This is a genomic window from Pseudoalteromonas sp. SG43-5 (assembly GCF_014164345.1).
Taxonomy (GTDB): domain Bacteria; phylum Pseudomonadota; class Gammaproteobacteria; order Enterobacterales; family Alteromonadaceae; genus Pseudoalteromonas; species Pseudoalteromonas distincta.
Map to the genome: position 1 here is coordinate 1 of NZ_JACJFA010000023.1, position 23,875 is coordinate 23,875.

Annotated in this window: 18 protein-coding genes and 1 pseudogene; 14 read left to right on the forward strand and 5 right to left on the reverse strand. The window is 38.9% G+C overall.

Annotation, left to right across the window (positions count from 1 at the left end):
* Positions 1-149 precede the first annotated feature (149 nt).
* Together H5161_RS17645 and H5161_RS17650 are read right to left on the reverse strand one after the other, a co-directional pair.
* Positions 150-1,631, reverse strand: a complete 1,482-nt coding sequence (locus H5161_RS17645; RefSeq protein ID WP_182769765.1) for an FMN-binding glutamate synthase family protein — start codon at positions 1,629-1,631, stop codon at positions 150-152.
* Positions 1,632-1,806: 175 nt separating this feature from the next.
* Positions 1,807-3,585, reverse strand: a complete 1,779-nt coding sequence (locus H5161_RS17650; RefSeq protein WP_182692482.1) for a DUF885 family protein — start codon at positions 3,583-3,585, stop codon at positions 1,807-1,809.
* A 334-nt stretch (positions 3,586-3,919) separates the two neighbouring features.
* Between H5161_RS17650 and H5161_RS17655 the strand changes: the two genes are divergently transcribed.
* The 14 genes from H5161_RS17655 to mdoH all read left to right on the forward strand — a co-directional run bounded on the left by H5161_RS17655 (position 3,920) and on the right by mdoH (position 20,428).
* On the forward strand, positions 3,920-4,906 hold the full coding sequence (locus H5161_RS17655; RefSeq protein WP_004334947.1) for a GGDEF domain-containing protein: 987 nt from the start codon (positions 3,920-3,922) through the stop codon (positions 4,904-4,906).
* 83 nt (positions 4,907-4,989) lie between these two features.
* A complete protein-coding gene (gene ubiE, locus H5161_RS17660) occupies positions 4,990-5,745 on the forward strand; it encodes a bifunctional demethylmenaquinone methyltransferase/2-methoxy-6-polyprenyl-1,4-benzoquinol methylase UbiE (protein WP_024597074.1) in 756 nt (251 codons plus the stop codon).
* Between the two features lie 11 nt (positions 5,746-5,756).
* A complete protein-coding gene (locus tag H5161_RS17665; RefSeq protein WP_004334950.1) occupies positions 5,757-6,440 on the forward strand; it encodes an SCP2 domain-containing protein in 684 nt (227 codons plus the stop codon).
* Between the two features lie 9 nt (positions 6,441-6,449).
* Positions 6,450-8,051 (forward strand): ubiquinone biosynthesis regulatory protein kinase UbiB, encoded by a 1,602-nt coding sequence (gene ubiB / locus H5161_RS17670; protein ID WP_182769766.1) that lies wholly within the window; start codon positions 6,450-6,452, stop codon positions 8,049-8,051.
* An 80-nt stretch (positions 8,052-8,131) separates the two neighbouring features.
* Positions 8,132-8,380 (forward strand): Sec-independent protein translocase subunit TatA, encoded by a 249-nt coding sequence (tatA, locus tag H5161_RS17675; protein ID WP_182769767.1) that lies wholly within the window; start codon positions 8,132-8,134, stop codon positions 8,378-8,380.
* Between the two features lie 5 nt (positions 8,381-8,385).
* Positions 8,386-8,718: a Sec-independent protein translocase protein TatB gene (gene tatB, locus H5161_RS17680; protein WP_024597077.1), complete on the forward strand. Its 333-nt coding sequence runs from the start codon at positions 8,386-8,388 to the stop codon at positions 8,716-8,718.
* A gap of 48 nt (positions 8,719-8,766) precedes the next feature.
* Complete coding sequence (gene tatC / locus H5161_RS17685; protein ID WP_004334958.1) at positions 8,767-9,507, forward strand: twin-arginine translocase subunit TatC; 741 nt, start codon at positions 8,767-8,769, stop codon at positions 9,505-9,507.
* Position 9,508: 1 nt separating this feature from the next.
* A complete protein-coding gene (locus H5161_RS17690) occupies positions 9,509-10,024 on the forward strand; it encodes a hypothetical protein (protein WP_182769768.1) in 516 nt (171 codons plus the stop codon).
* Positions 10,024-10,809 carry a TatD family hydrolase gene (locus tag H5161_RS17695; protein ID WP_154903832.1) on the forward strand — a complete coding sequence of 262 codons (786 nt, stop codon included), beginning with the start codon at positions 10,024-10,026 and terminating at the stop codon, positions 10,807-10,809. The genes H5161_RS17690 and H5161_RS17695 overlap by 1 nt, the downstream gene beginning before the upstream one ends.
* Entirely contained in the window at positions 10,809-12,662 is a 1,854-nt protein-coding gene (locus tag H5161_RS17700) for a diguanylate cyclase (protein WP_182769769.1), read from the forward strand. The genes H5161_RS17695 and H5161_RS17700 overlap by 1 nt, the downstream gene beginning before the upstream one ends.
* 12 nt (positions 12,663-12,674) lie before the next feature.
* Positions 12,675-13,685 (forward strand): porphobilinogen synthase, encoded by a 1,011-nt coding sequence (hemB, locus tag H5161_RS17705; protein ID WP_024597079.1) that lies wholly within the window; start codon positions 12,675-12,677, stop codon positions 13,683-13,685.
* A gap of 127 nt (positions 13,686-13,812) precedes the next feature.
* On the forward strand, positions 13,813-16,545 hold the full coding sequence (locus H5161_RS17710) for an ExeM/NucH family extracellular endonuclease (protein ID WP_182769770.1): 2,733 nt from the start codon (positions 13,813-13,815) through the stop codon (positions 16,543-16,545).
* Between the two features lie 330 nt (positions 16,546-16,875).
* Positions 16,876-18,495, forward strand: coding sequence for a glucan biosynthesis protein (locus H5161_RS17715; protein ID WP_182725046.1), 1,620 nt, complete (start codon positions 16,876-16,878; stop codon positions 18,493-18,495).
* Positions 18,467-20,428, forward strand: a complete 1,962-nt coding sequence (gene mdoH / locus H5161_RS17720) for a glucans biosynthesis glucosyltransferase MdoH (RefSeq protein WP_182769771.1) — start codon at positions 18,467-18,469, stop codon at positions 20,426-20,428. The genes H5161_RS17715 and mdoH overlap by 29 nt, the downstream gene beginning before the upstream one ends.
* 64 nt (positions 20,429-20,492) lie before the next feature.
* On the opposite strand, the gene H5161_RS17725 is transcribed toward mdoH, so the two are convergent.
* The 3 genes and pseudogenes from H5161_RS17725 to H5161_RS17735 all read right to left on the reverse strand — a co-directional run.
* On the reverse strand, positions 20,493-20,924 hold the full coding sequence (locus tag H5161_RS17725; protein WP_182753699.1) for a hypothetical protein: 432 nt from the start codon (positions 20,922-20,924) through the stop codon (positions 20,493-20,495).
* A 356-nt stretch (positions 20,925-21,280) separates the two neighbouring features.
* Positions 21,281-23,365, reverse strand: coding sequence for an elongation factor G (gene fusA / locus H5161_RS17730; protein ID WP_182769772.1), 2,085 nt, complete (start codon positions 23,363-23,365; stop codon positions 21,281-21,283).
* Positions 23,366-23,571: 206 nt separating this feature from the next.
* Positions 23,572-23,775: pseudogene (locus tag H5161_RS17735) on the reverse strand (HTH domain-containing protein); the annotation flags it as partial.
* Between the last annotated feature and the right edge of the window lie 100 nt (positions 23,776-23,875).

Consider the following 23,875-nt stretch of genomic DNA (forward strand, 5'->3'; position numbering starts at 1 on the left):
CCAAGCGCACAGGGCGTGCATCTGTGAAAGTGTTATGGCAAGGATGGCTTAAGTTACAAGCCATCCTGGAAGGCTACGATTTAGCAAAATCTCTTGAGTCAGACTTGTGATCAAGAGACAGCTATAAGCGCCTTCTAGTTAGTTAAAACTTACTTGTAGTTTTCATAAATTTTATCAAGCGGCTCTGAAAGCCCACTTTCTTGCACTATACGTACATGCTTACGAGCCAACTCTCGTGCACTTGTTACACCGCATGAGTGAGCAATTAAACCGGCTCCGTAATGAATGTATTTATTATAGTTAGCTACTCGTTGCGCTTTATCAGCTACATTTAAGCCGCGTTGCAAACGCTCGTTATGCGTAGTGATCCCGGTTGGACAGGTATCTTTATTACATTGCATTGCCTGAATACAGCCCAGTGCAAACATATGACCACGAGCCGATACAACAAAATCAGCACCGAGCGCCAATGCCCAAGCAACCTTTGAAGGTACGATTAATTTACCCGATGCAATAATTTTCACGCGATCTCGAAGCCCGTGCTTTTCAAGCATATTAACTACAAACGGCAAGCTTTCGCGAAGAGGTAAACCCACCGAATCCATAAGCGGCTGCGGTGCAGCCCCCGTACCACCATCAGCACTATCAATTGTTATAAAATCGGGTGCCGACTCAATGCCACGATGATTTATTTCTGCAAATAACGTTTCTAACCAGGTGTAATCACCAATAACGGCTTTAAAGCCTGTTGGCTTTCCTGTGGCATTACGCACAGTGGCAATCATATCGAGAATATCGGCTGGGTTTTTAATTTCAGGGTGTCCATTTGGGCTAATCGAATCTTGCCCTTCTGGAATACCCCTAATTTTAGCTATTTCGGCGTTAACTTTGCGCCCTGGTAACATACCGCCTTTACCTGGTTTTGCACCTTGGCTCATTTTTAGCTCGAACATTTTGACTTGTTCGTGAGCTGCTATTTCTTTAAGTTTTTCGGTGCTTAAGTTTCCATGCTCGTCTCGGGCACCATATTTAGCTGTACCAATTTGAAATACCAAATCGGCGCCACCTTCAAGGTGGTAAGGGCTTAAGCCCCCTTCACCTGTGTTCATCCAGCAACCCGCTAATTTAGCACCTTTTGATAAAGCGCGCACAGCAGGCTTTGAAAGCGCACCAAAGCTCATGCCCGACACATTAAATAACGAATTAGTGGTGTAAGGTGTTTTACAATACGGACCTAAAGTAACATTACTCGGGTCAAGTGCCTCTTCATCTAAAGTAGGAAAAGCACAGTTCATAAACATAACCGTACCCGTCACTTCTAAGCTTTGTGTTGAACCAAATGCAGCGGTGCGATCGACATCTTTTGCAGCACGATAAACCCAACTGCGCTCAGCGCGGTTAAATGGCATTTCTTCTCGATCGAGAGCAAAAAAGTATTGTCTGAAAAATTCACCTTGGCGTTCAAAAAAATATCGAAAGCGGCCAATTACTGGGTAGTTACGCCTAATAGCATGTTTTGTTTGTGTTATATCGCGAAAGTAAAAAATAATAACAGTAAGCACAATTAACCCAAGTGCGATAATAAAAATACTCGCAAATACGTCAATACTAAACATAATGAAATTGCTCATCTAAGGCCCCTTGATGGCTATATTTTTAGATAATACCTATTGCGTAGTATGTGAATATTTTGACGATTGGAGTCGCTAAAATAAACTACATTACTAGGTCTGTGGTATAAAAAAGGTGTTGCGGTCAAAATGACACAACACCTTTGTTTGTTCAAGGTTTATAAGCCCTACAAAGCTAATTTTGCAGCTTAGTTAACTCATTTTTTATATATAAACGTACCTGTGTTTCTAATACTGACAAGGGCACTGAACCATGGCGAAGAACCTGATGATGAAATTCGCGAATATCAAAATTTGGTCCAAGCGCTTGCTCTGCTTCAACACGTAAACGTTTAATAGTTAACTCACCAATTTTGTATGACAGTGCCTGAGCTGGCCAAGATATATAACGGTCAGTTTCTGTTTTAACATTATGCAGCGAAAGCGCGGTGTTCTCGCTCATAAAGTTCATAGCTCGCTCGCGGCTCCAGCCATACATGTGCATCCCTGTATCAACAACCAAACGTGCTGCTCGCCACATTTCATAAGTTAAGCGACCAAAACGGCTATATGGGTCTTGATAAAAGCCTGCCTCTAAACCTAAATATTCAGAGTAAAGCCCCCAACCTTCGCCAAATGCCGAAAGGTAAGCATCACGACGATAGCTCGGCAAATTTTCAAGCTCTGCATTAAGTGATATTTGTAAATGATGACCTGGCACTGCTTCGTGCAATGTTAATGCTTCTAAAACATACAAAGGGCGCTTATCTAAAGCGTAAGTATTTACCCAGTAGTATCCAGCTTCATCATCTCGATTAGAGCCAGAATACCGACCTGTTGTGTATTTAGGGGCAATACTTGCGGGTACCGGTGCCACGCCATAAGGTTTACGCGGTAAGGTATGAAATAACTTAGGCAGCTGTGCATCCATTTTTTTAGCAATGTAAGATGCTTCTTTTAAAAGTTGCTCAGGTGTTGTTGCGTAAAACTGTGGGTCGGTACGTAAAAAGTGAATAAACTCAGCAAATGAGCCTTTAAAACCAACTTCTTTTATTACAGCTTCCATTTCACCTCGAATGCGAGCAACTTCTTTTAAGCCTAGCTCGTGGATCTCTTTTGGTGTCATGTCGGTAGTAGTGTAATGCTTAGCACGGTTTTTATAAAAAGCTTTGCCATTAGGGGTTTCTGAAATACCAATACTTGTGCGGGCGCCCGGTTGGTATTGCTCAGTAAAAAACGTTAAGTAGCTTTTATATGCAGGTATTACTTTATTTTTTAAAACAACTTTAGCTCGCTGTTGAAGTGCATAAAAGTCACTCTCACTTAAACTGGCAGTGTTAGCTAAAAACGGTTTATAAAATTCTGATTGAGTTACATCATCAACAATATAAGTACTTATGGAGTCTTCGTATCCTTCTAACACTGCTTTTGGTTGGGTGAGACCTGTTTCGAGCCCTTTTTTCATCCAATATATATTTTGCCCAAAAAAGCGGGGGATTTGTGCTAAACGTGCAAGGTATGTCTCTAAATCTTGCTCTTTTTTATATTGAGAACTGTTAACGATGTACGACAGACCGGAGTGAAAACCATACTCAGATGTAAGCGGCATGTAATGCGCATTAAACACATATTCGTCAACGCTATTTTGCACCTGAGCACGAATAATACTTAAGTTAATTTGATTTTCGTCACTAAGCTTAGTTGCATCTACGGCATCTAAGTCTGCTAATAATTGAGTATTACTTTTGTACTGCTTTGCTAAAAATTCTGGCGATAAATTGGCAAGTAAATAGCCATCAACCCCTTTTGAACTGCTATAAGGATTTATACTTTCTCTATATTGAACAATAGATTGTGCTACTTGAGTAAACTGCTCATCCGCATTGGGTGTGGTTATTTGACATGCACTTAACGAACATAAAGCAGTTATGCCAAGAAGCGTTTGGCGAAGCGTTTTTGGTAAAAAAAGATTCATTATTATTTAACTTGATGATGCAATAGATTGCATAAAACTATCGTAGGCTAAAGAAATAGCAAGTAAATGAGACAAACTAGTATATTGAAATAATGCTACATACGTTAACAGAAGTAAAAACCAGCCGAATTGATGAGAAAAACAGCGATTGGGCTGCTAAAGTAAAATTTAAGTTCCCTAACTATCGTTTTTGCTTTTAAATAGCGCGGATAATGATTACTGTATAAAAAAATAATAAAAAGCTCGGACGCATAACCGCCTCATGGAATGAGATATTTTAAAATTTGCACTTATGCGTACTTAGTTGGTATTTAAAATGATGTTCCATGATTCCATGGCTATTGCACAAGAGAAGATGACTAAAGTGTGTGTGTTTTTAGAGCGCTATGCACTTTCTCCTACGCCGCTCAATTATCAAGTTGTTTATACCTATACTAGCCAAACTAACCTTGAGCTGAACAAAGCCTTAGACCGCGCTATTGCGGTTGAAGATAATATAGACAGTGTTTTAATTGAACAGCTCCATGCTGAATTTTTAAATACCGGTCACACAGAGCAAGTCAACATGATTCAAAATGTTGATGGTGTTATAAGTTCACTTTCTCAAAACTCTCAAGCTACTGAAAAACAGATAATTCGCTTTGCGGGTCAGGTGAGCGAATGCGTACATTCACTAGATGAGAACAACATAGAACAAAGCCGTCAAGCGCTTGAAGTACTTCATAATCAAACCGCCGAATTACTAAATCAACACAAGCAATTTAAGCAAGAACTAAGTAAAGCCAAACAACTACACGAAAAAACAAAAAAGCAGCTAAATCAACTTCGTAAACAACATATTATTGATAGCCAAACAGGGCTTTATAAACGCCATTATTTAACGCAACAAACTCAAGTATGGACTAATCAAAAAAAGTCTATTTGCGCCATTGCGATTCAAATAGATAACCTTGATCACTTTACTGAAAATTACGGTGATATAATTGGTGAAGTTATTTTGAATAAAGTAGCTAAACAAGTGCAAAAATATGTTTTTCAAAGTGGCTTGCCTGGCCGCACAGCTAAAGATCAATTTACTGTTTTACTCGCCGATATAGACCCAGAAACAGCCAATGTTATAGCTGAAAAAGTCCGAAATGGAGTCGAAAAGCTTCGCTTTGTTAGTTCAAAAACAGGGATTAAGTTACCTAGTATTGGCTTATCTCTAGGAATTGCTCAACATCTACAAGAAGATGATTTTAACCAGTTAGCTAAAAAAGCGTCTCATGCGGCTTTTAAAGCGCGGTCATTAGGGCAAAGTAGCTACACTGCAGGGCAATAAATTACCTGATAAATCATATTCAAATTGCACCTACTGCGTACAATAAAGTACACTAACCTCTATTGTCACGATAGAGATTAGTCATGAACGAAACCGAACAAAAGACCACGCATTTTGGTTATAAAACAGTAGCCGAGGGCGATAAAGCTTCTATGGTTGCTGATGTATTTCACTCAGTAGCTGCAAAATACGATGTAATGAATGATTTAATGTCTTTTGGTGTGCATCGTTTATGGAAACGTCAAACTATTGCAAGCTCAGGTGTTCGTAAAGGCCATCATGTACTCGATTTAGCCGGCGGCACTGGCGACTTAACGGCAAAATTTAGTCAACTAGTTGGCGAGACCGGTCAAGTTGTTTTGGGCGATATAAATTCATCTATGCTTAAGGTTGGTCGTGAAAAACTACACAATCTTGGCTTAGTAGGCAATATTGACTACGTACAAATGAATGCTGAAATGCTGCCATTTCCAGATAATAGCTTTGATGTGATCACTATTGCCTTTGGCTTACGTAACGTTACCGATAAAGACAAAGCATTACGCTCTATGTACCGTATTTTAAAGCCAGGTGGCAGATTACTTGTTTTAGAGTTTTCAAAACCAGAGCATGACGTACTTAGTAAAGCTTACGATTTTTACTCATTTAATTTATTGCCAACAATGGGTAAGCTAGTTGCTAACGACAGTGAATCGTACAAGTATTTAGCTGAGTCTATTCGTATGCATCCAGATCAAGACACATTAAAAGCGATGATGGAAGATGCGGGCTTTGAACAAACAACATACCAAAACCTCACAGGCGGAATTGTTGCACTGCATCGTGGTTTTAAATATTAAGGCTAGCAGTTATGGCGCTTGAAAAAATAACAAAAAGCAATAATGGTGCAATGTCATCTGAGTTTTTTATGTTACCTAATTTTGTACTTTCGCTTATTGAGCGTGTACTAAATCAAGCGCTTAGCCTTGACCCACAATTATCTCAAAAGCTAAACGCCGTTAAACATAAGCGCTTAGTGGTTGAAATAAGAGATTGGCAACAAAGCATCCAACTCGTTTATAGTGCTGATCAATTACACTTATACAGTGCCCAAAGTAACGAAAACGCAGATTGTATGATCAGCGCAGATATAGAAACACTTTTAGCGCTCAAAAACCCTGCAATGCTTACCCAATTAATTCGCCAAGATAAGCTCGACTTACAAGGCGATTTAAATATTGCGCAAACTTATAGCAATGCATTTTCAGGTATTGATATTGATTGGCCTGAACAACTTTCTAAATACATTGGCGATGCACCCGCTCAGCAGTTATACCTGCACTTAAAAGAACTAAAACAAAAGAGCAGCAAAACCAATACTAAAATAAGTACCATGCTTACAAGTTTATGCCAAGATGAGCTCGCAATTACTATTCATCCATTAGAACTTGAGCAATTTAAACAAAAAAATAGAGAACTCAAAGGACAAGTCGCTGCCGTTGAGCAACGCATTAACGCCCTCTTAAATTCTTTTTTACCTTCAAACACCCGCTAAGGATTTTTTGTGTCGACTGCACGTTTGTATAACATCACCAAAACGTTACTTAGCTATGGACTAGACGAGCTAATTCCAAAGCATAAAGTGCCTTGGTTTGGTAAAATAGCCCGTGGTAGTTTATTTTGGCTGCGTAATCAGCACAAAGAAAAACCGGCGGGGCTACGTTTACGTTTAGCATTACAAGAGCTGGGTCCTGTTTGGATCAAATTTGGTCAAATGCTCTCTACTCGTCGTGATTTACTCCCTCATGATATCGCTTTAGAGCTTGCGTTTTTGCAAGATCAAGTTCAACCATTTGAAGGCGAACTTGCACAAAAAATAATAGAAAAAGCGCTCGAAATTAACGATATAAGTGAATTATTTAGTGAGTTTTCACAAACTCCACTGGCCTCTGCATCTATAGCGCAAGTACATACAGCAAAACTTATTGATGAGCAGAGTATTGAGCAAGATGTCGTAATTAAGGTTATTAGACCCAATATTTATGAGCAAATTAATGCCGATTTAGCGCTAATGGAAAAGCTCGCAAAGGTACTTGCAAAAGTACATAACGAATCAAAACGCCTGCGTCCTGTAGAAGTAGTTAAAGAATATAAGAAAACACTCCTAGACGAGCTCGACTTAATGCGAGAAGGTGCCAACGGCATTCAACTAAAACGCAATTTTGAAGGCTCTGATTCATTATACATCCCTGCAGTTTACAGTGATTACAGCCGTAGCAATGTGCTGGTGATGGAGCGTATTTACGGCATACCCGTCTCTGATACCGATGCACTTATGGCGCAAAAAACTAATATGAAATTACTTGCTGAGCGTGGCGTAGAAGTGTTTTTTACGCAGGTGTTTAGAGACAGTTTTTTTCATGCCGACATGCATCCGGGTAATATTTTCGTCTCTCGAGAGCACCCTGAAAACCCAATGTATATCGGTATTGATTGCGGTATTGTTGGTACGTTAAGCAAAGAAGATAAACGCTATTTAGCTGAAAACTTTATCGCCTTTTTTAATCGTGATTATCGCCAAGTTGCACAACTACACGTTGATTCTGGTTGGGTACCACCAGATACTAGCATTGAAGAATTTGAATTTGCGATTCGCACAGTTTGCGAGCCTATATTTAATAAACCTTTGGCTGAAATTTCATTTGGGCACGTACTCGTAAATCTATTTAATACTGCACGTCGTTTTAACATGCAGGTACAGCCGCAATTAGTATTACTACAAAAAACTTTATTATACGTTGAAGGATTGGGGCGTCAGCTATACCCACAACTCGACTTATGGAAAACAGCTAAGCCCTTTTTAGAAGACTGGGTAAAGCAACAAGTTGGACCGCTATCAGTACTGAAGCAAATGTATGCTAACTTGCCATTTTGGGCTGAAAAAATGCCCGAGTTACCGGATCTAATTTACCAAAATTTAAAGCGTGCACCACACATTCAACCGCAAGAACAAAAGGTATCTCATAAACCTTTAATATTGAGTTTATTTGGTAGTGCTACAATGATTATGGCAACACTTTGTTATTTACAGCACGATTTAATAGCTGCAAGTCTTGCAATAAGCTTATCGGCTATTAGCTTTATAGCGGCATGGCGCAGCGCATAAACTGGGTGCTATTTGCGCTAGTGAGCGTATAATTAGTATTTAAAATAAACATTTAACCGTTTTATATATTGGAGAAAACCATGGGTTTTGGTGGTATTAGTATTTGGCAATTATTAATTGTTTTAGCGATCATAGTTTTACTTTTTGGCACAAAAAAACTACGCGGTATGGGTGGCGATATTGGGGGCGCTGTAAAGGGCTTCAAGAAAGCAATGTCAGATGATCAAATGAGCGAGAAAGAGAAATCCGAGCAAATTCAACAATCAGAAAAAAACACTGTTGACAACTCAACCGATACTGAAAAAAACAAAGATAACAATAAGGTTTAATTAGTATGGGCATGTGGGAACTTGTTGTTATTTTTATTGTTGGTTTAGTGGTGCTCGGCCCTGAGCGCTTACCTGTTGCAATTAGAACAGTGAGTAAATGGGTTAAAACCGCTAAATCACTTGCCAACTCAGTAAAAGCCGAAGTAAGTGAAGAGCTTCGCATCCATGAGCTGCACGAAAACCTTAAAAAAGCAGAACAGCAAGAATTAAAAGATTTAAGCCCTGAGTTACAAAGCTCACTAACAGAGCTACAAAAAGCGGCTGAATCAGTTACTCACAGCTACAAGAAACAACAATCTGATACATCAAATAACCAACAACTTGATGAGAAAAAGTGAAATTTATTTCTCACTTTGTGGTCAACTTACTACATGGTATAAAAAATAATGGCTGAGGAAGTAAAATCAGGGTTTGTAGCTCATTTAATTGAGTTGCGTGATCGGCTAATAAAAGCACTACTAAGCATTTTTGTTATTTTTATTGCCATAGTATATTTTGCGAATGATATTTATGCTTTTGTTGCACAGCCGTTAGTCTCGCATTTGCCAAGTACTGCAACCATGATTGCAACCGATGTAACAGCTCCCTTTTTTGCACCTTTCAAACTTACTTTATTTGTCGCTTTATTTGCGTCGATTCCATGGATATTGCATCAAGTTTGGGGGTTTATAGCGCCGGGTTTATATCAGCACGAAAAGAAAATGCTCATGCCTATTCTCGCCTCAAGTATAATATTATTTTATGGCGGCATAGCCTTTTGTTACTTTGTAGTTCTGCCAATTATTTTAGGATTTTTTACAAGTACCGGTCCCGAAATGATGACACTTGCACCTGACATAAGTAGTTATCTAGGATTTGTATTAAAGTTGTTTTTTGCATTTGGCGTCGCTTTCGAAATTCCAGTGGCTATTATGTTGCTATGCTGGAGTGGCGCAACAACAACAAAAAGCTTAAAAGAAAAGCGCCCTTATATCGTCGTGGGTGTTTTTGTAGTCGCGATGTTTTTAACACCGCCTGATGTATTATCACAAACATTGCTAGCATTTCCGATGCTTCTTCTGTTTGAGCTAGGTCTAATTTTAGCAAAGTTTTATACCGCTAAACCACAAAAAGAATCTGAGGAATAAAATGAAAAGACAACTACTCTCACTATTGGTTTTATTAAGCGCACCGACTTTTGCTGCGCAAACAGAGTTTAATACTCAAGCGTTACAAGCATGTAGCTTTATTGAAAACGATTTTAACCGCTTACTTTGTTACGATAATACCATCGCGGGTAAGTCACTGGTTAAGCCATCAGTAACAAAAACGCTCACACCACCAACAGCTAATAATGTACCTCAGGCAGTAGCCACAACACCAACAGAAGTGAAAAAAACAGCTGATGAGTTTGGGTTAGAGTACAAAAAATCACAGACAGAAAAAGACGCTGAAATTAAAGCGATGGTTGCTTCAGTTGAAGAAGCTGCTTACGGCGAGTTAATTATTTCGCTAGATAACGGTCAACAATGGCGTCAAATTGGCTCTGACAGCATGCGCTTGAAAAAGAACGATACGATTGTAATTAGCCGTGGTGTTTTTAACTCATTTTTACTTAAAATTGACGGTGAAAACCGCTCTATTCGCGTTAAACGTACTAAATAATGTCATATACGTTAATTGATGCTGGAGTTAACTTAACTAATCATCAATTTGATGAGCAGCATCACGATGTAATTACCCGTGCCAATGAAGCGGGTGTTACAAATATGCTTATTATTGGTTGTGATATTGCAAGCAGTCAGCAATCACTTGAACTTGCAACAAAGCATCTTCAATATTCTACGGCGGGTATCCACCCACATGATGCAAAATCAGCCACTAATGAGCTAGAAGCACAACTAACTGTACTTGCAAATAATAAGCATGTTATTGCTATTGGTGAATGTGGCCTTGATTATAACCGCGACTTTTCGCCTCGCGATGTACAGCGTAGTGTTTTTAGGCGCCAATTAGCACTTGCAGAGAAATTAGATTTACCTGTTTACTTGCATGAACGTGATGCAAGTGACGACATGCTAAGTATTTTAAAAGAGTTTAGTATTCGCGGTGTACTCCACTGCTTTACGGGTAACTCAGCAGCTCTAAAGCAATATTTAGATTTAGGTCTATATATTGGTATAACGGGTTGGGTATGTGATGAAAGGCGTGGAAAAGATTTACAACAGCTAGTGCCTAGCATTCCTCTAGATCGATTATTAATAGAAACTGATGCACCATTTTTAATTCCACGAACAGTTAAACCAAAACCTAAATCACGTAAAAATGAACCTGCCCTGCTTCCTTATATCTGTCAAACGGTTGCACAACTTTATCAAATAGATGAAGAAGTTGTGGCCCGTAAAACTACAGAAAACTTTCACCGTGTTTTTGGTTTAGAAGATCGTTAATGGCCTATGCAAAGGCACTTTTAAGCCTATTAGTATTCCTTTGCACTTTTTGCTGTTTCGCAAACCCAGTAATAATAAAACACGATTTTAACTCTCAAAACATTAATAACCTGTATTACTCTTTTGAACCAACGTCGCTATTAAGTGCACAACAAAGTAGCCATATACAGTGGCAAAAAAACACAGCAAAACCCCTTAATTTAGGACTAGAGCAGCGTCCTGTATGGATAAAATTTAAAATAAAAAACACACTTAGTTATAATACTGAGCAAATATTGTCACTAAACAATCCTTTGCTAAACGACGTTCAAGTATATCAATTACATAACTCGCAATTACTTTCTTATACTCAAATTGGTGATGCCTACCCCTTATATAAGCGCACAATTAAAAGTGAATCTTTATTAGTTAAACTGCTCAGCCCTGCAAATAGCGAAACGCTTATTATAATGAAAGTGGCGAATAGCTCAGGCTTGCGAGTCCCTTTAACACTGTGGCAACCAGAAGCTTATTTGGCACACAAAGGAAAACTCAATTTACTCTATGGCTTATTGATTGGTTTTATATTTTCTTTGGGTGTGAGTTGCATAGTTTTATATGGTTTTTCACGTAAAGGTTATTTTGTTTATGCTGGGGTTATATCTCTCACATTAGGTAGTGTATTAGCCTACATTTGTGGTTTTGGCTTAAGGTACGTTCATCCTAATTTGCCTGCATTACAGCAAGTTATGATCCCTATATTACTTATGCTTATCACTTTATTGTTTTTGCCTTTGCAGAAGCAAGTTTGCCATCCCAGGTCCTCTCTTCTGCTAACTATTCAAAAAGTTGTAGTTAACGCTTTAGCCATTTCGTTATTATTTATTTGGCTACTTCCAAACAACATAGTTACATTATTTTGTTTAATCACTACTCCAATCGTTTTAGGCTTTTATATTGTAACTACGTTTATGTGCGTGCGTTTAACGCCTTCTAAACCAAACAAAGCACTATTACTTGTATTGGTTTTTTTCTTGGTGGTAATGCTTTATTTTACTGTTGCAGTAATGGGCCTATACGCCTTTGACAGAAGTACGCTCGCATTTGTATTTGCATACTTTTTTGGTTGCACTTTTTGCTTATGCTACAGCGTAATGAAGTTATTTATTTTACAACGCGATGAAGAAGTGATTGCTCAACAAACCTTGATTGCTGAAAACACAGCACAAGATACACTACTTAAAGAGCGCTTAAAATTACAAGAAAAAACTCGCCAAGAACTTGAATCTCAGGTGGACGAGCGCACCTTTGAATTACAAGTGACGCTTAGAGAGCTTGAAGAAAAAAACCGCTCACTTGAGTTACTAAATACTGAAGACGCATTGACTGGAATAAAAAACAGACGCTTTTTTGATAAAAAACTGGTAATGGAGCTTCGTCGCTCTCGTCGAGAACAAACGCCGCTTAGCATTGTTATGCTTGATATAGATCGATTTAAAAATATCAACGACACGTACGGCCATATCATTGGCGATCAAGTTATTAAAGCAGTGTCTGACCTTATAAAAGACCATTTAAAACGACCACTCGATGAAGTTGCCCGTTATGGCGGTGAAGAATTTGTTGTGCTATTACCTAATACCCCTAGTGAAGGCGCACAAGACATAGCTGAAAAAATACGAGCTGATATCTCAGTAAGTACAGTAACGGTTGCCAATAATGATATTCAATTTACTATTAGCGCTGGTGTATACACCAGTATTGCTGATGATGTTAGCAACCCTCAAATTTTTACTGAGTGCGCCGACAAAGCACTTTATTACGCAAAGCAGCATGGCCGTAATCAAGTAATTACTTTTCCATTACCACAGTAGGAGCATATTAACATGGCCCAATCAGGATTAGACCTTTTCCCATATACTCGCATGCGCAGAATGCGCCGCAGCGACTTTTCTCGCCGCTTAATGGCTGAAAACCAGCTTAGCGTAAATGATTTAATTTACCCTGTATTTGTACTTGATGGTAAAAATCGCCGCGAGGTAATTGAATCAATGCCTGGTATTGAGCGCCTATCGATTGATTTACTGCTTGTTGAAGCAAAAGAACTCGTTGAACTTGGCGTACCTGCCGTTGCTATTTTTCCAGTAACGCCTGCGGATAAAAAATCATTATTTGCCGAAGAAGCATATAACGATGATGGCTTAGCACAACGCACCGTAAGAGCGTTAAAAGAAGCTTTTCCTGAGCTGGGTGTGATTACTGATGTAGCACTTGACCCTTTCACTACGCATGGCCAAGACGGTATTATTGATGATTCAGGTTATGTTATTAATGATGTCACTACTGAAATTTTAGTTAAACAAGCACTTTCCCATGCAGAAGCTGGTGCTGATGTTGTTGCCCCTTCTGATATGATGGATGGTCGTATTGGCGCTATTCGCGAAGCACTTGAAGCTGATGGGTTTATTCATACTCGAATTATGGCCTACTCAGCTAAATACGCATCTAGCTACTATGGCCCATTTAGAGATGCTGTAGGCTCTGCTGGTAACTTAAAAGGTGCTGATAAAAAAACTTACCAAATGGATCCAGCAAACTCTGATGAAGCAATACGTGAAGTCGCATTAGACTTACAAGAAGGCGCTGATATGGTTATGGTAAAGCCCGGTATGCCTTATTTAGATATTGTACGGCGTGTTAAAGACGAATTTGGTGTACCTACTTTCGCATATCAGGTAAGTGGCGAGTATGCAATGCACAAAGCAGCAATTGATAACGGTTGGTTAAGTGAAGAGGCTACAATAATGGAATCTTTACTTGCATTTAAGCGTGCAGGAGCCGATGGAATATTAACCTACTTTGCTAAGCAAGCCGCAAAATATCTAGCTAAAAAGTAATTTTTTATTAAAAGGCGGTTAAACCGCCTTTTGTTTACATTCATTTACATTTTTGTATTATTTTCGTCATATTTATTCTCTAAACTGGTGTCCCATTTTGGGATTAATACACGGGAATAATAAAAAAATGTTTAAAACAAAAATAACACCACTCGCACTTGTTATAGCAAGTCTCAGTGCACCAGCATCCGCTGATCTAATCATTTCAGAATATATAGAGGGAAGCAGTAATAATAAAGCAATCGAGCTTTATAATAATGCTGATACGGAGCTTTCTCTTGAAGGTTATACTTTAGGACTCTATTCAAATGGTAGCAGTTCGATTGGCAACTCGATTGATTTAACCGGAACATTGGCCGCCAATACCACCTACATTATTTCAAACCCCAGTGCAGCAGCTGCAATACTTGATATTGCAGATGAAACCAGCACAGTAACCTACTATAACGGTGATGATGCCCTTGTTTTAACTAAAGACGGTGTAATTGTTGATAGTTTTGGTCAAGTTGGTGTTGATCCGGGTTCAGAGTGGTCTGAAGGGGGTGTAACTACGGTTAACAAAACGCTGCGAAGAAAAGATAGCATTACCACAGGCCGAACTGACTCGACAGCCATTTTTGATCCTAGCGAAGAATGGGAACAGTTTGATATTGACACCTTTGATGGATTAGGTTCACACACAGGAAACGGCGGTACCGCTCCTGTGCCAGACCCTGAGCCAGAACCACTTGAACCACTAGTTTGTGGTGCAGAAAAAACACTAATAAATGCTATTCAAGGTGACGGCTCTGCTAGCCCACTTGTAGGTACATTAGTAGAACTTGAAGGTGTTGTAAGCGCCGATTTTCAAGGTGATGAACAATTAAAAGGCTTTTTTGTTAACTCACTGGCTGCTGATATAGATGCAAATCCACTTACCTCTGAAGGTGTATTTGTATATTTTGCAGATACTGACGTGAATGTAGGCGACCATGTACGTGTACAAGGTACTGTTGAAGAATATTTTGATGCAACACAAATAGGCAGTGTTAGCCAAGTTGCGGTGTGTGGCACTGGTTTAGCTGCAGCAGCTACAAAAATCACTTTACCTTTAGCTAATACAACTGATTTAGAAGCTTTTGAAGGTATGTTAGTCACATTAGAGCAACCATTAGTAGTGACTAATAACTTTGGTCTTGGTCGATATGGTGAAGTTGAATTAGCAACAGAGCGCTTGTACCAAGGTACTCAGGTTGCGTTACCTGGCGATGCTGCTAATGCAGTTGAAACTGAAAATCTACTTAAAAAGATTTTAATAGATGATGGCTCTACAGTACAAAACTTAGACCCTACAGCTTATCCAACTCCAGGCTTATCAGCAGAAAATACATTACGAACTGGCGATACTGTTAATACTGTTACAGGGGCACTTGCTTATAGCTTCGGTCTTTACCGAATTCACCCAACTTTAGCGCCTTCGTTTATTGCAACAAATGCACGTGAAGATGCGCCTGAACTTAATGCTGAAGCAGATTTACGTGTAGCTAGCTTTAACGTACTTAATTACTTCAATGGTGATGGCCAAGGCGGAGGGTTCCCTACATCTCGAGGTGCAGATACTGAAGCTGAATTTATTCGTCAAGAAGCTAAAATTGTAAGTGCTATTAGCGCTATTGAGGCCGATGTTGTTGGTTTAATGGAAATTGAGAATGATGGCTTTGGCGAATTTAGTGCAATTGCTAGCTTAGTAGATGCATTAAATGATGCAGATAGTGCTAACAACTATGCATTTGTTGATTTTAACGTAGATCAAATTGGTACCGATGCAATTACTACCGCACTTATCTATCGTGCTAACAAAGTAGAAGAAGTAGGCACTGCTGCCATTACAACTGAGGCTCCATTTGATTTTAGTAACCGTGCTCCAATTGCACAAAGCTTTAAATCAATAGAAACTGATGAAGTATTTACTGTTGCTGTGTCACATCTTAAATCTAAAAGCTGTGGTAGTGCTTCTGGAAATAATGCAGATTTAGGTGATGGCCAAGGCTGTTGGAATGAAATACGCACGCAAGGTGCTAATGCATTCGCAGATTGGCTTGATAGCAAACCAACCGGTGTTGATGACGAAGATACTATTTTAGTCGGCGATATGAATGCTTACGCAATGGAAGATCCAATACGTGCATTTGCTGATAAAGGCTACAAAAATGTAGTTGCTGAAATTGATGGTGATACACTTGGTTATTCTTATAGCTTTTCTGGTCGTGCAGGAAGTTTAGACCATGCAGTAGCTACACAATCATTACTTAGCAAAGTTGTCGCTGCAACAGATTGGCATATCAACGCAGATGAACCTATTTCACTTGATTACAATGTAGAGTTTAAAAGCGAAAGACAACAATCTAGCTTGTACTCTGAAAGTGCATACCGCGCATCAGACCATGACCCTGTGATTATTGACATTAAATCTGAAATTACTTTAACGCCTGAAGAGCAAACACCTGTAATTGCAGCCGATCAAGTTTTTGCAATCGATGAAAACAGCGCAATTGGCACAATTATCGGCACGCTCGATTTTAGTGATCCAAATGCCGATGAATCACCTGTTGTTAAATTTATTACATCTGATAATGACAGCGTTTCTATTAACAATGAGGGGCAGTTAATTGTTGCTGGAGAGATTGATTACGAATTCGAAAATCGTATTACTTTAACAGTACAAGCTCAAGATAGTGCTGGTAACTTATCAAACATTGAAAAAGTAGCCGTTAAGGTAAATAACTTACGCTCAGATGATGATAATGATGCAGGTTCATTATTATGGTTATCACTTCTTTTAGCACCACTATCAATAGTGCGTCGATTTAAAAAGAAATAATTAAGTAAAATCTAAACATATAAAAAGCCGCTTTTGCGGCTTTTTTATTTTATACAAATGTAATTCAGACAAGCTTCATTAAACTCCCCGTAATATGTTCATACGATTAGTGAGTCTTCTAGTAATTAATCAGTAACAACTACATAAGATTGAGTGAATTTTACACAGCAAAAACCTCAATGAGTTACGTATATTGGTTTTCCTATTGATAAATATGAACTTTTATAAGGGTTCACATTTTGCTTTAAGTAAATTAGAAGATACTTACAAAACAAAATCAATATTTACCCTAAACGTAAAAATAAGTCGTGTTTTTATAAAGGAATGAGAATGAAACAACTAACCCAAAACTTGCCTAAATGGCAAAAAAAGTCAGCACCACTACTGGGTCTACTTATTATTTTTTCGACTTGGGGCAATAGCAACCAAGCGATTGCTGCAACTGTTGATGTAGCAATTCCACAAAGTAGCTTATTTGATGTAATTAGCGCTCGCGCTAAAAAGCTAGCAAGCGAAGAATATGTGGCACCTAAAAACATCGAGCTTGAAGCACTAAATAATATTGATTATCAAGACTACCGTTCAATTCGATTTAAAAAAGACAAAGCGGTGTGGAAAGATGAAGGCCTGTACGAGCTGCAATTATTCCACCCTGGTTTTTTATATAAAACACCTGTAACAATAAATACTGTTGATAGCGACTCTAAACGTAGCCGCTTACCTTTCAGCACCGACTTTTACCAATACGATGGCACTGCTGCACCACTACAAGAAGAAATAGCTAAAAGTGTGGCGGGCACTCAACTAGGCCATGCTGGATTTCGCTTACATTACCCATTAAATACTAACGAGTATAAAGACGAAGTAATGGTATTTCAGGGAGCATCGTATTTTAGAGTCGTTGGCCCTCAACAAGTTTATGGCTTATCAGCAAGAGGCCTTGCCATTGATACTGCTGAGAATTCGGGTGAAGAATTTCCAATGTTCAAAGAGTTTTGGTTAGTTAAACCAAAGGCAGAGCAAACACAAATCATCATTTTTGCATTATTGGATAGTCCATCTATTTCTGGTGCGTACAAATTTAGCGTCGACCCTACAACTAACATGCTAGTTGATGTTGATATGCAGATTTTTGCGCGTAAAGATATTAAAAAACTAGGTGTAGCACCATTAACGAGTATGTTTTATCACGGCGAAAACAGCACCAAATTTTTTGATGACTATCGCCCTGAAGTTCATGACTCGGATGGCCTATTAACTCAATCTGCTGATGACAAGTGGGTATGGCGTCCTCTTAACAACCCATCACAACTCAGCGTTACTTCATTTTCGTACAATAACCCAAAAGGTTTTGGGTTAGCTCAACGAGACCGAGACTTTAATAACTATCTAGACACAGAAGCACATTACCACGACCGCCCTAGCCTATGGATTGAACCACAAGGTGAGTGGGGAAATGGTCGTGTAGAGCTTGTAGAAATACCGACTGATACAGAAACTAACGACAATATCGTAAGTTACTGGGTACCAGAAAAACCAATGAAGGCCGGAGATTCATTAAAATTAAGCTACAAAATGACCACCTTCAATTCAGTTTTAACTCAGCACGAGAAAGCACGTGTACTACGTACAAGAATTGGTAGCGCCGCTTTACCTGGTGAGGACAACCCACCACCAAAAAGCCACCGCCAATTTACTGTTGATTTTACTGGATCAGAAATAAATCAACTGTCTAAACAGTTAAAACTAGATGCCGACATTCAACTTACAACAGGCGAAGTAACCGACGTGAATGTACAAAAACTTCCGGATTCACGTGGATGGCGTGTAGCCTTTAAAATTGCACCACAGGACGATCAACCCGTTGATATGCGTTTATCGTTAAAACTACGTGACAAAGAAATTAGCGAGGTATGGAGCTATGTTTGGTACCCAAATGACATCAAGTAATAAAGGTAGGGGCACTCCAATGCCATTCAAAACACTAAGAGTATGGCTATTTGCCATTGCGGCACTTGGCACATCTGGCTACGGCATATCTATTATGTTTGAGATTTTAAGCTCAAACGGTATGACACTACTTGAGTATGCTCTTTTAATATTATTCTCAATCACATTTGCTTGGATTGTAACGGCCTTTTGTAGTGGCACAATCGGCTTTGTACTACAGTTATTTCGAATTGACCCGCTTACGTTAAAACGTATTAAACCAATTGAGTTCAATAACGAGGCAATTAACGCTCAGAAAACCGCCGTTGTAATGCCTATTTATAACGAAGATACCCACCGTGTTATCGCGGGCTTTGAAGTAAGTCTACAATCGTTAAAAGAAACTGGTCAGCTTGATAATTTTGATTTTTATTTATTAAGCGATACACAAGACCCTCAAATAGTTAAAAACGAGCTAAGTGCATGGCATGCATTGTGCGAACGTTTAGGGGATACAGCAAAGCATGTTTTTTATCGTCGTCGCGAAGATAACAAACACCGCAAAGTAGGTAACCTAACCGACTTTTGTGAGCGCTGGGGAAGTAATTACGACCATATGATTGTGCTTGATGCAGATAGCGTAATGACCGGTAAATGTATGTTAGAACTTACTACAAGCATGCTAAACAACCCACAAGCAGGCCTGATCCAAACGATTCCAATACCTGTTCGTCAAGATACCTTTTTTGGTCGTTTTTTACAGTTTGCGTCAGTGCTATATAGCCCAATGCTCGCTACTGGCTCAGCATTTTGGCAAACAGATAAAGCCAACTACTGGGGTCATAATGCAATCATTAGAGTTGAAGCATTTATAACGTGCTGTGGCTTGCCAACACTCAAAGGTAACGCACCTTTTGGCGGTGAGATTTTAAGTCATGACTTTGTAGAAGCATCACTACTTCATAGTGCAGGTTGGGACGTACTATTACTATCAGATATTGAAGGTAGCTACGAAGAAGTACCAAGTAATATTCTCGATTATGCTGTACGCGATAGACGCTGGGTACAGGGTAATATTCAGCACTTAGGTTTACTATCGTCATCTAAATTAAAATTAATGAGTAAGCTGCACTTTCTATTAGGTGCAACCGCTTATATTTCATCACTAATTTGGCTCTCAATGCTAGCGCTAAGTACTATTGATGCAGTAACGCGCGCATTAAATAGTGATGTGTACTTTAATCGTATTTATCAATTATTTCCTACATGGCAAATAGCTAAAACCGATCTTATTGATTCACTCTTGTATTTAACTATTATTATTTTATTAATGCCTAAATTAATGGGCGTAATAGTCACCCTAATACATAGAAACAAACGCTTTGGTGGTTCAATTAAGTTAATCCTAGGTTCAATTATTGAAACTGTATTTGCTATTATTGTTGCACCATTAATGATGGTATTTCATGCTTACTTTGTACTTTGCGTATTTTTAGGTAAAAAAGTGAAGTGGGATGCACAACCTCGCGAAGGTCGTATGGTTCCGTGGAAAGAAGCGTTTGGTTATACGTTATTCTCTACTATTGTGGCTATAGCATGGGGCAGCACAGCCTACTACTTCACACCTGTCTTCTTTTGGTGGCTATCACCTATATTATTAGGCTTAGTATTAGGTGCTCCAATTATCCGTTATACCAGTAGTATCAAACTCGGCGTACAGCTAAGAAAGTTAGGTATATTTATTTGCCCTAGTGAAGTTGATAACGACTCAACTCTAGAGGCGCTTAAAGTACATCTAAAAGAGATTTCCGTGCCAGAGGAAGGAACTTACCCACAAACAATTCCGGCACTGCCACAAGAGCATATGGTATCAATGCCTATACAATCTTTTAAAAAGCCACGCAGGCTAAAGATGAAAGCGCTAAAAGCTAAGGCTATAAAAAAGTTTAATTAGCGCGTTATAAAATAAAAACAAAAAAGGAGCAATTAATTGCTCCTTTTTTATCTAAATTAAAAAATCACGCGCTGCATTTACCGCCAATATTTTCTACTTTTTTAGCTAACTTATTACAGTACATTTTAGAAATAGCTGATTGCGTTTCATCATCAAGTTGCCAGTTATAAAAATGAAAAGTTTTACCATTCTCCAGCTCTACTTTAAAAATGGTGAAAAGAAAAAACGCGCTAAATGATACAAAAGTAATTTCTTCACTATTGATATAACGCTCTGTGCATAGACGTGTATAACAAATTCCTGCTCTGTAACAATGTAAAAAACGAAGATGGAGAATATTGAAAGCAATAATAATCAATAGAACTGGTGATGCAGTGAAAAAAACAACTTCTAGGTTCTCAGAAAATATAATATGAATTAAAAATATTAGGCTGAATGCGAAAACGCATTTTGTAAATTGTAGCCACCAGTTTGGTGCCAATTTAATAGATTTCATTATAGTTACGTCTTATATAAAATTACTATGTAAACGTCTCTGCTTCGGAGACTTCCTTATCTGACTTTAGAGCTCTAGTCTAAAAGTGCTGATATTCTACATTACGTATCGTAAAGCATCAATATAAGCTACCAAAATTCAACAAGTTACACTCTACTCACAATAAACCTTATATAAAGCAATCGATTAAATAATTAATGTAAATAAATTACTCTCTAGTACCTTTTTATTAATTAGTTATATAGGACTAATTAATAATAAAAAGTAGTTATAAATAACTAAAAAAATAAAACCAAATTATAGGTAATAAAAAACCCGCAACATGTGCGGGTTTTTTTAAAGAGTTAAGGAACTAATTACTTAGCAGCTTTTTTCTCTTTTTCTGCTGCGATTACAGTTTCAGCTACGTTTTGTGGACATGGTGCGTAGTGTGAGAACTCCATAGAGAACTGACCACGACCTGATGTCATTGTACGTAATGAACCGATGTAACCGAACATTTCTGATAACGGAACGTCAGCTTTAATACGAACGCCTGTTAAACCAGCTTCTTGGTCTTTCATCATACCACGACGACGGTTAAGGTCACCGATTACATCACCAACGTGATCTTCTGGAGTGAACACGTCAACTTTCATGATTGGCTCAAGAAGTTGTGCGCCCGCTTTAGGGATCGATTGACGGAAAGCGCCTTTAGCAGCGATTTCGAATGCGATTGCTGATGAATCCACTGCGTGGAAGCCACCGTCGAAAAGTTCAACTTCAACGTCAAGCACAGGGAAGCCAGCTAGCACACCTTCGCTCATCATTGACTTAAAGCCTTTCTCAACTGCAGGCCAGAATTCTTTAGGTACGTTACCACCAACAACTGATGATTTAAACGTGAAGCCTGAAGCAACTTCGCCTGGCTTGATACGGTAGTCGATTTTACCGAACTGACCAGAACCACCAGATTGTTTCTTGTGCGTGTAGCTATCTTCAACTTCACGAGTGATAGTTTCACGGTAAGCAACCTGTGGTTGACCTACGATAAGGTCTACACCGTAAGTACGCTTAAGGATATCTACTTTGATATCTAAGTGAAGCTCACCCATACCTTTAAGGATAGTCTCGCCTGAATCTTCATCAGTCTCAACTTGGAAAGATGGATCTTCTGCAACCATTTTACCGATAGCAACACCCATTTTCTCATTACCGCCTTTATCTTTAGGCTGTACAGCAATCGAGATTACTGGAGTTGGGAATACCATTGGCTCAAGTGTTACTGGGTGCTTAGGATCACAAAGTGTGTGACCAGTTTGCACGTTTTTCATACCTACGATAGCAATGATGTCACCAGCTTGTGCGCTAGTTAATTCGTTACGGTCGTCTGCTTGCATCTCAACCATACGGCCAACACGCTCAGTTTTACCAGTAAACGCGTTAAGGATAGTGTCACCCTTGTTAAGTTTACCTGAGTAGATACGTACGAATGTTAATGCACCAAAACGGTCATCCATGATTTTGAATGCTAGCGCTTTGAAAGGTTCGTCAGCGGATACGATTGCGTATTCACCGTTTTCGTTACCTTCTTCATCCATTAGAGGTTGAGGATCAACTTCTGTAGGTGCTGGTAAGTAATCAACAACAGCGTCAAGTACTAACTGCATACCTTTGTTCTTGAACGCAGAACCACAGTATGTAGGGAAGAAAGCAAGGTCACGTGTACCTTTACGGATACAACGCTTGATATCTTCTAAAGAAGGTGTTTCACCTTCCATGTACGCTTCCATTAGGTCGTCGTCTTGCTCTACAGCAGTTTCAACAAGCATTTCATAGTATTCGTCTACTTTGTCTACCATGTCAGCTGGAACGTCTTCAATTGTGTAATTCTCTGGAAGACCAGTTTCATCCCAGATGTATGCTTTTTTAGTTAAAACATCAACAACACCACAGAATTCATCTTCGATACCGATTGGTAAAGTCATGATTAGTGGAGTTGCGCCAAGTACTTTACGTACTTGCTCAGTTACACGGTAAAAATCAGCACCCATACGGTCTAATTTGTTAACGAAGATAATACGTGCAACTTCTGATTCGTTAGCATAACGCCAGTTAGTTTCTGATTGTGGTTCAACACCACCAGAACCACAGAATACACCAACACCGCCATCTAATACTTTAAGTGAACGGTATACTTCAACTGTGAAGTCAACGTGTCCAGGAGTATCGATAACGTTAAAACGGTGATCTTTCCAGAAACAGCTTACAGCCGCAGACTGGATAGTAATACCGCGCTCAGCTTCTTGTTCCATGAAGTCAGTAGTAGATTCACCATCATGAACCTCACCTGTTTTATGGATTTGACCAGTAAGCTTTAGGATACGCTCAGTAGTCGTGGTTTTACCCGCATCAACGTGCGCGAAAATACCAATGTTTCTGTACTTCGATAAATCTGCCATTAATTTTACTCTTAATAAAGTCGATAAATTATTCGGCAGGAGTATAACATCACTTAATGCGAACATCACCATACAAGCCGCTTAAAATGCAATCAATTCAACATATTTTTTTTATCGTCAGAATCTATTAAATATCAAACATAACAAAAAAATCGCAAGGCATTGAAATTAATAGTATTTAATACTTAAGTTTCAGATACACCAAGTTACTTCGCTATTTTATAGCAACGTTCAGGGCGGCCAATACTGCCGTAACTTTGATCCGCTGTTAACTTACCTGATTCAAGCAAATACTCTAAGTAACGGCGTGCTGTAGAGCGACTCACACCGACCAAATCGCCCATTTGCTGAGCAGTAAATGCAGTGGTTGCGTGCTCTACAAAAGCATCATGTATTTTGCAAAGTAAAATGTGTGCCGAGCAATAAGACAAACAGCAAAGCCATTTTTAGAGATAATTAAATACCTTTATGCTTTCATTGTATTTATAACCCATGCCTATAAATAATAAG

What these genes read in the sequence shown, in the direction of transcription:
- H5161_RS17645 (WP_182769765.1), bottom strand. Translation starts at nt 1,631, where the DNA reads ATGAGCAATTTCATTATGTTTAGTATTGACGTATTTGCGAGTATTTTT.
- H5161_RS17650 (WP_182692482.1), bottom strand. Translation starts at nt 3,585, where the DNA reads ATGAATCTTTTTTTACCAAAAACGCTTCGCCAAACGCTTCTTGGCATA.
- H5161_RS17655 (WP_004334947.1), top strand. Translation starts at nt 3,920, where the DNA reads ATGGCTATTGCACAAGAGAAGATGACTAAAGTGTGTGTGTTTTTAGAG.
- ubiE (WP_024597074.1), top strand. Translation starts at nt 4,990, where the DNA reads ATGAACGAAACCGAACAAAAGACCACGCATTTTGGTTATAAAACAGTA.
- H5161_RS17665 (WP_004334950.1), top strand. Translation starts at nt 5,757, where the DNA reads ATGGCGCTTGAAAAAATAACAAAAAGCAATAATGGTGCAATGTCATCT.
- tatA (WP_182769767.1), top strand. Translation starts at nt 8,132, where the DNA reads ATGGGTTTTGGTGGTATTAGTATTTGGCAATTATTAATTGTTTTAGCG.
- tatB (WP_024597077.1), top strand. Translation starts at nt 8,386, where the DNA reads ATGGGCATGTGGGAACTTGTTGTTATTTTTATTGTTGGTTTAGTGGTG.
- tatC (WP_004334958.1), top strand. Translation starts at nt 8,767, where the DNA reads ATGGCTGAGGAAGTAAAATCAGGGTTTGTAGCTCATTTAATTGAGTTG.
- H5161_RS17690 (WP_182769768.1), top strand. Translation starts at nt 9,509, where the DNA reads ATGAAAAGACAACTACTCTCACTATTGGTTTTATTAAGCGCACCGACT.
- H5161_RS17695 (WP_154903832.1), top strand. Translation starts at nt 10,024, where the DNA reads ATGTCATATACGTTAATTGATGCTGGAGTTAACTTAACTAATCATCAA.
- H5161_RS17700 (WP_182769769.1), top strand. Translation starts at nt 10,809, where the DNA reads ATGGCCTATGCAAAGGCACTTTTAAGCCTATTAGTATTCCTTTGCACT.
- hemB (WP_024597079.1), top strand. Translation starts at nt 12,675, where the DNA reads ATGGCCCAATCAGGATTAGACCTTTTCCCATATACTCGCATGCGCAGA.
- H5161_RS17710 (WP_182769770.1), top strand. Translation starts at nt 13,813, where the DNA reads ATGTTTAAAACAAAAATAACACCACTCGCACTTGTTATAGCAAGTCTC.
- H5161_RS17715 (WP_182725046.1), top strand. Translation starts at nt 16,876, where the DNA reads ATGAAACAACTAACCCAAAACTTGCCTAAATGGCAAAAAAAGTCAGCA.
- mdoH (WP_182769771.1), top strand. Translation starts at nt 18,467, where the DNA reads ATGTTTGGTACCCAAATGACATCAAGTAATAAAGGTAGGGGCACTCCA.
- H5161_RS17725 (WP_182753699.1), bottom strand. Translation starts at nt 20,924, where the DNA reads ATGAAATCTATTAAATTGGCACCAAACTGGTGGCTACAATTTACAAAA.
- fusA (WP_182769772.1), bottom strand. Translation starts at nt 23,365, where the DNA reads ATGGCAGATTTATCGAAGTACAGAAACATTGGTATTTTCGCGCACGTT.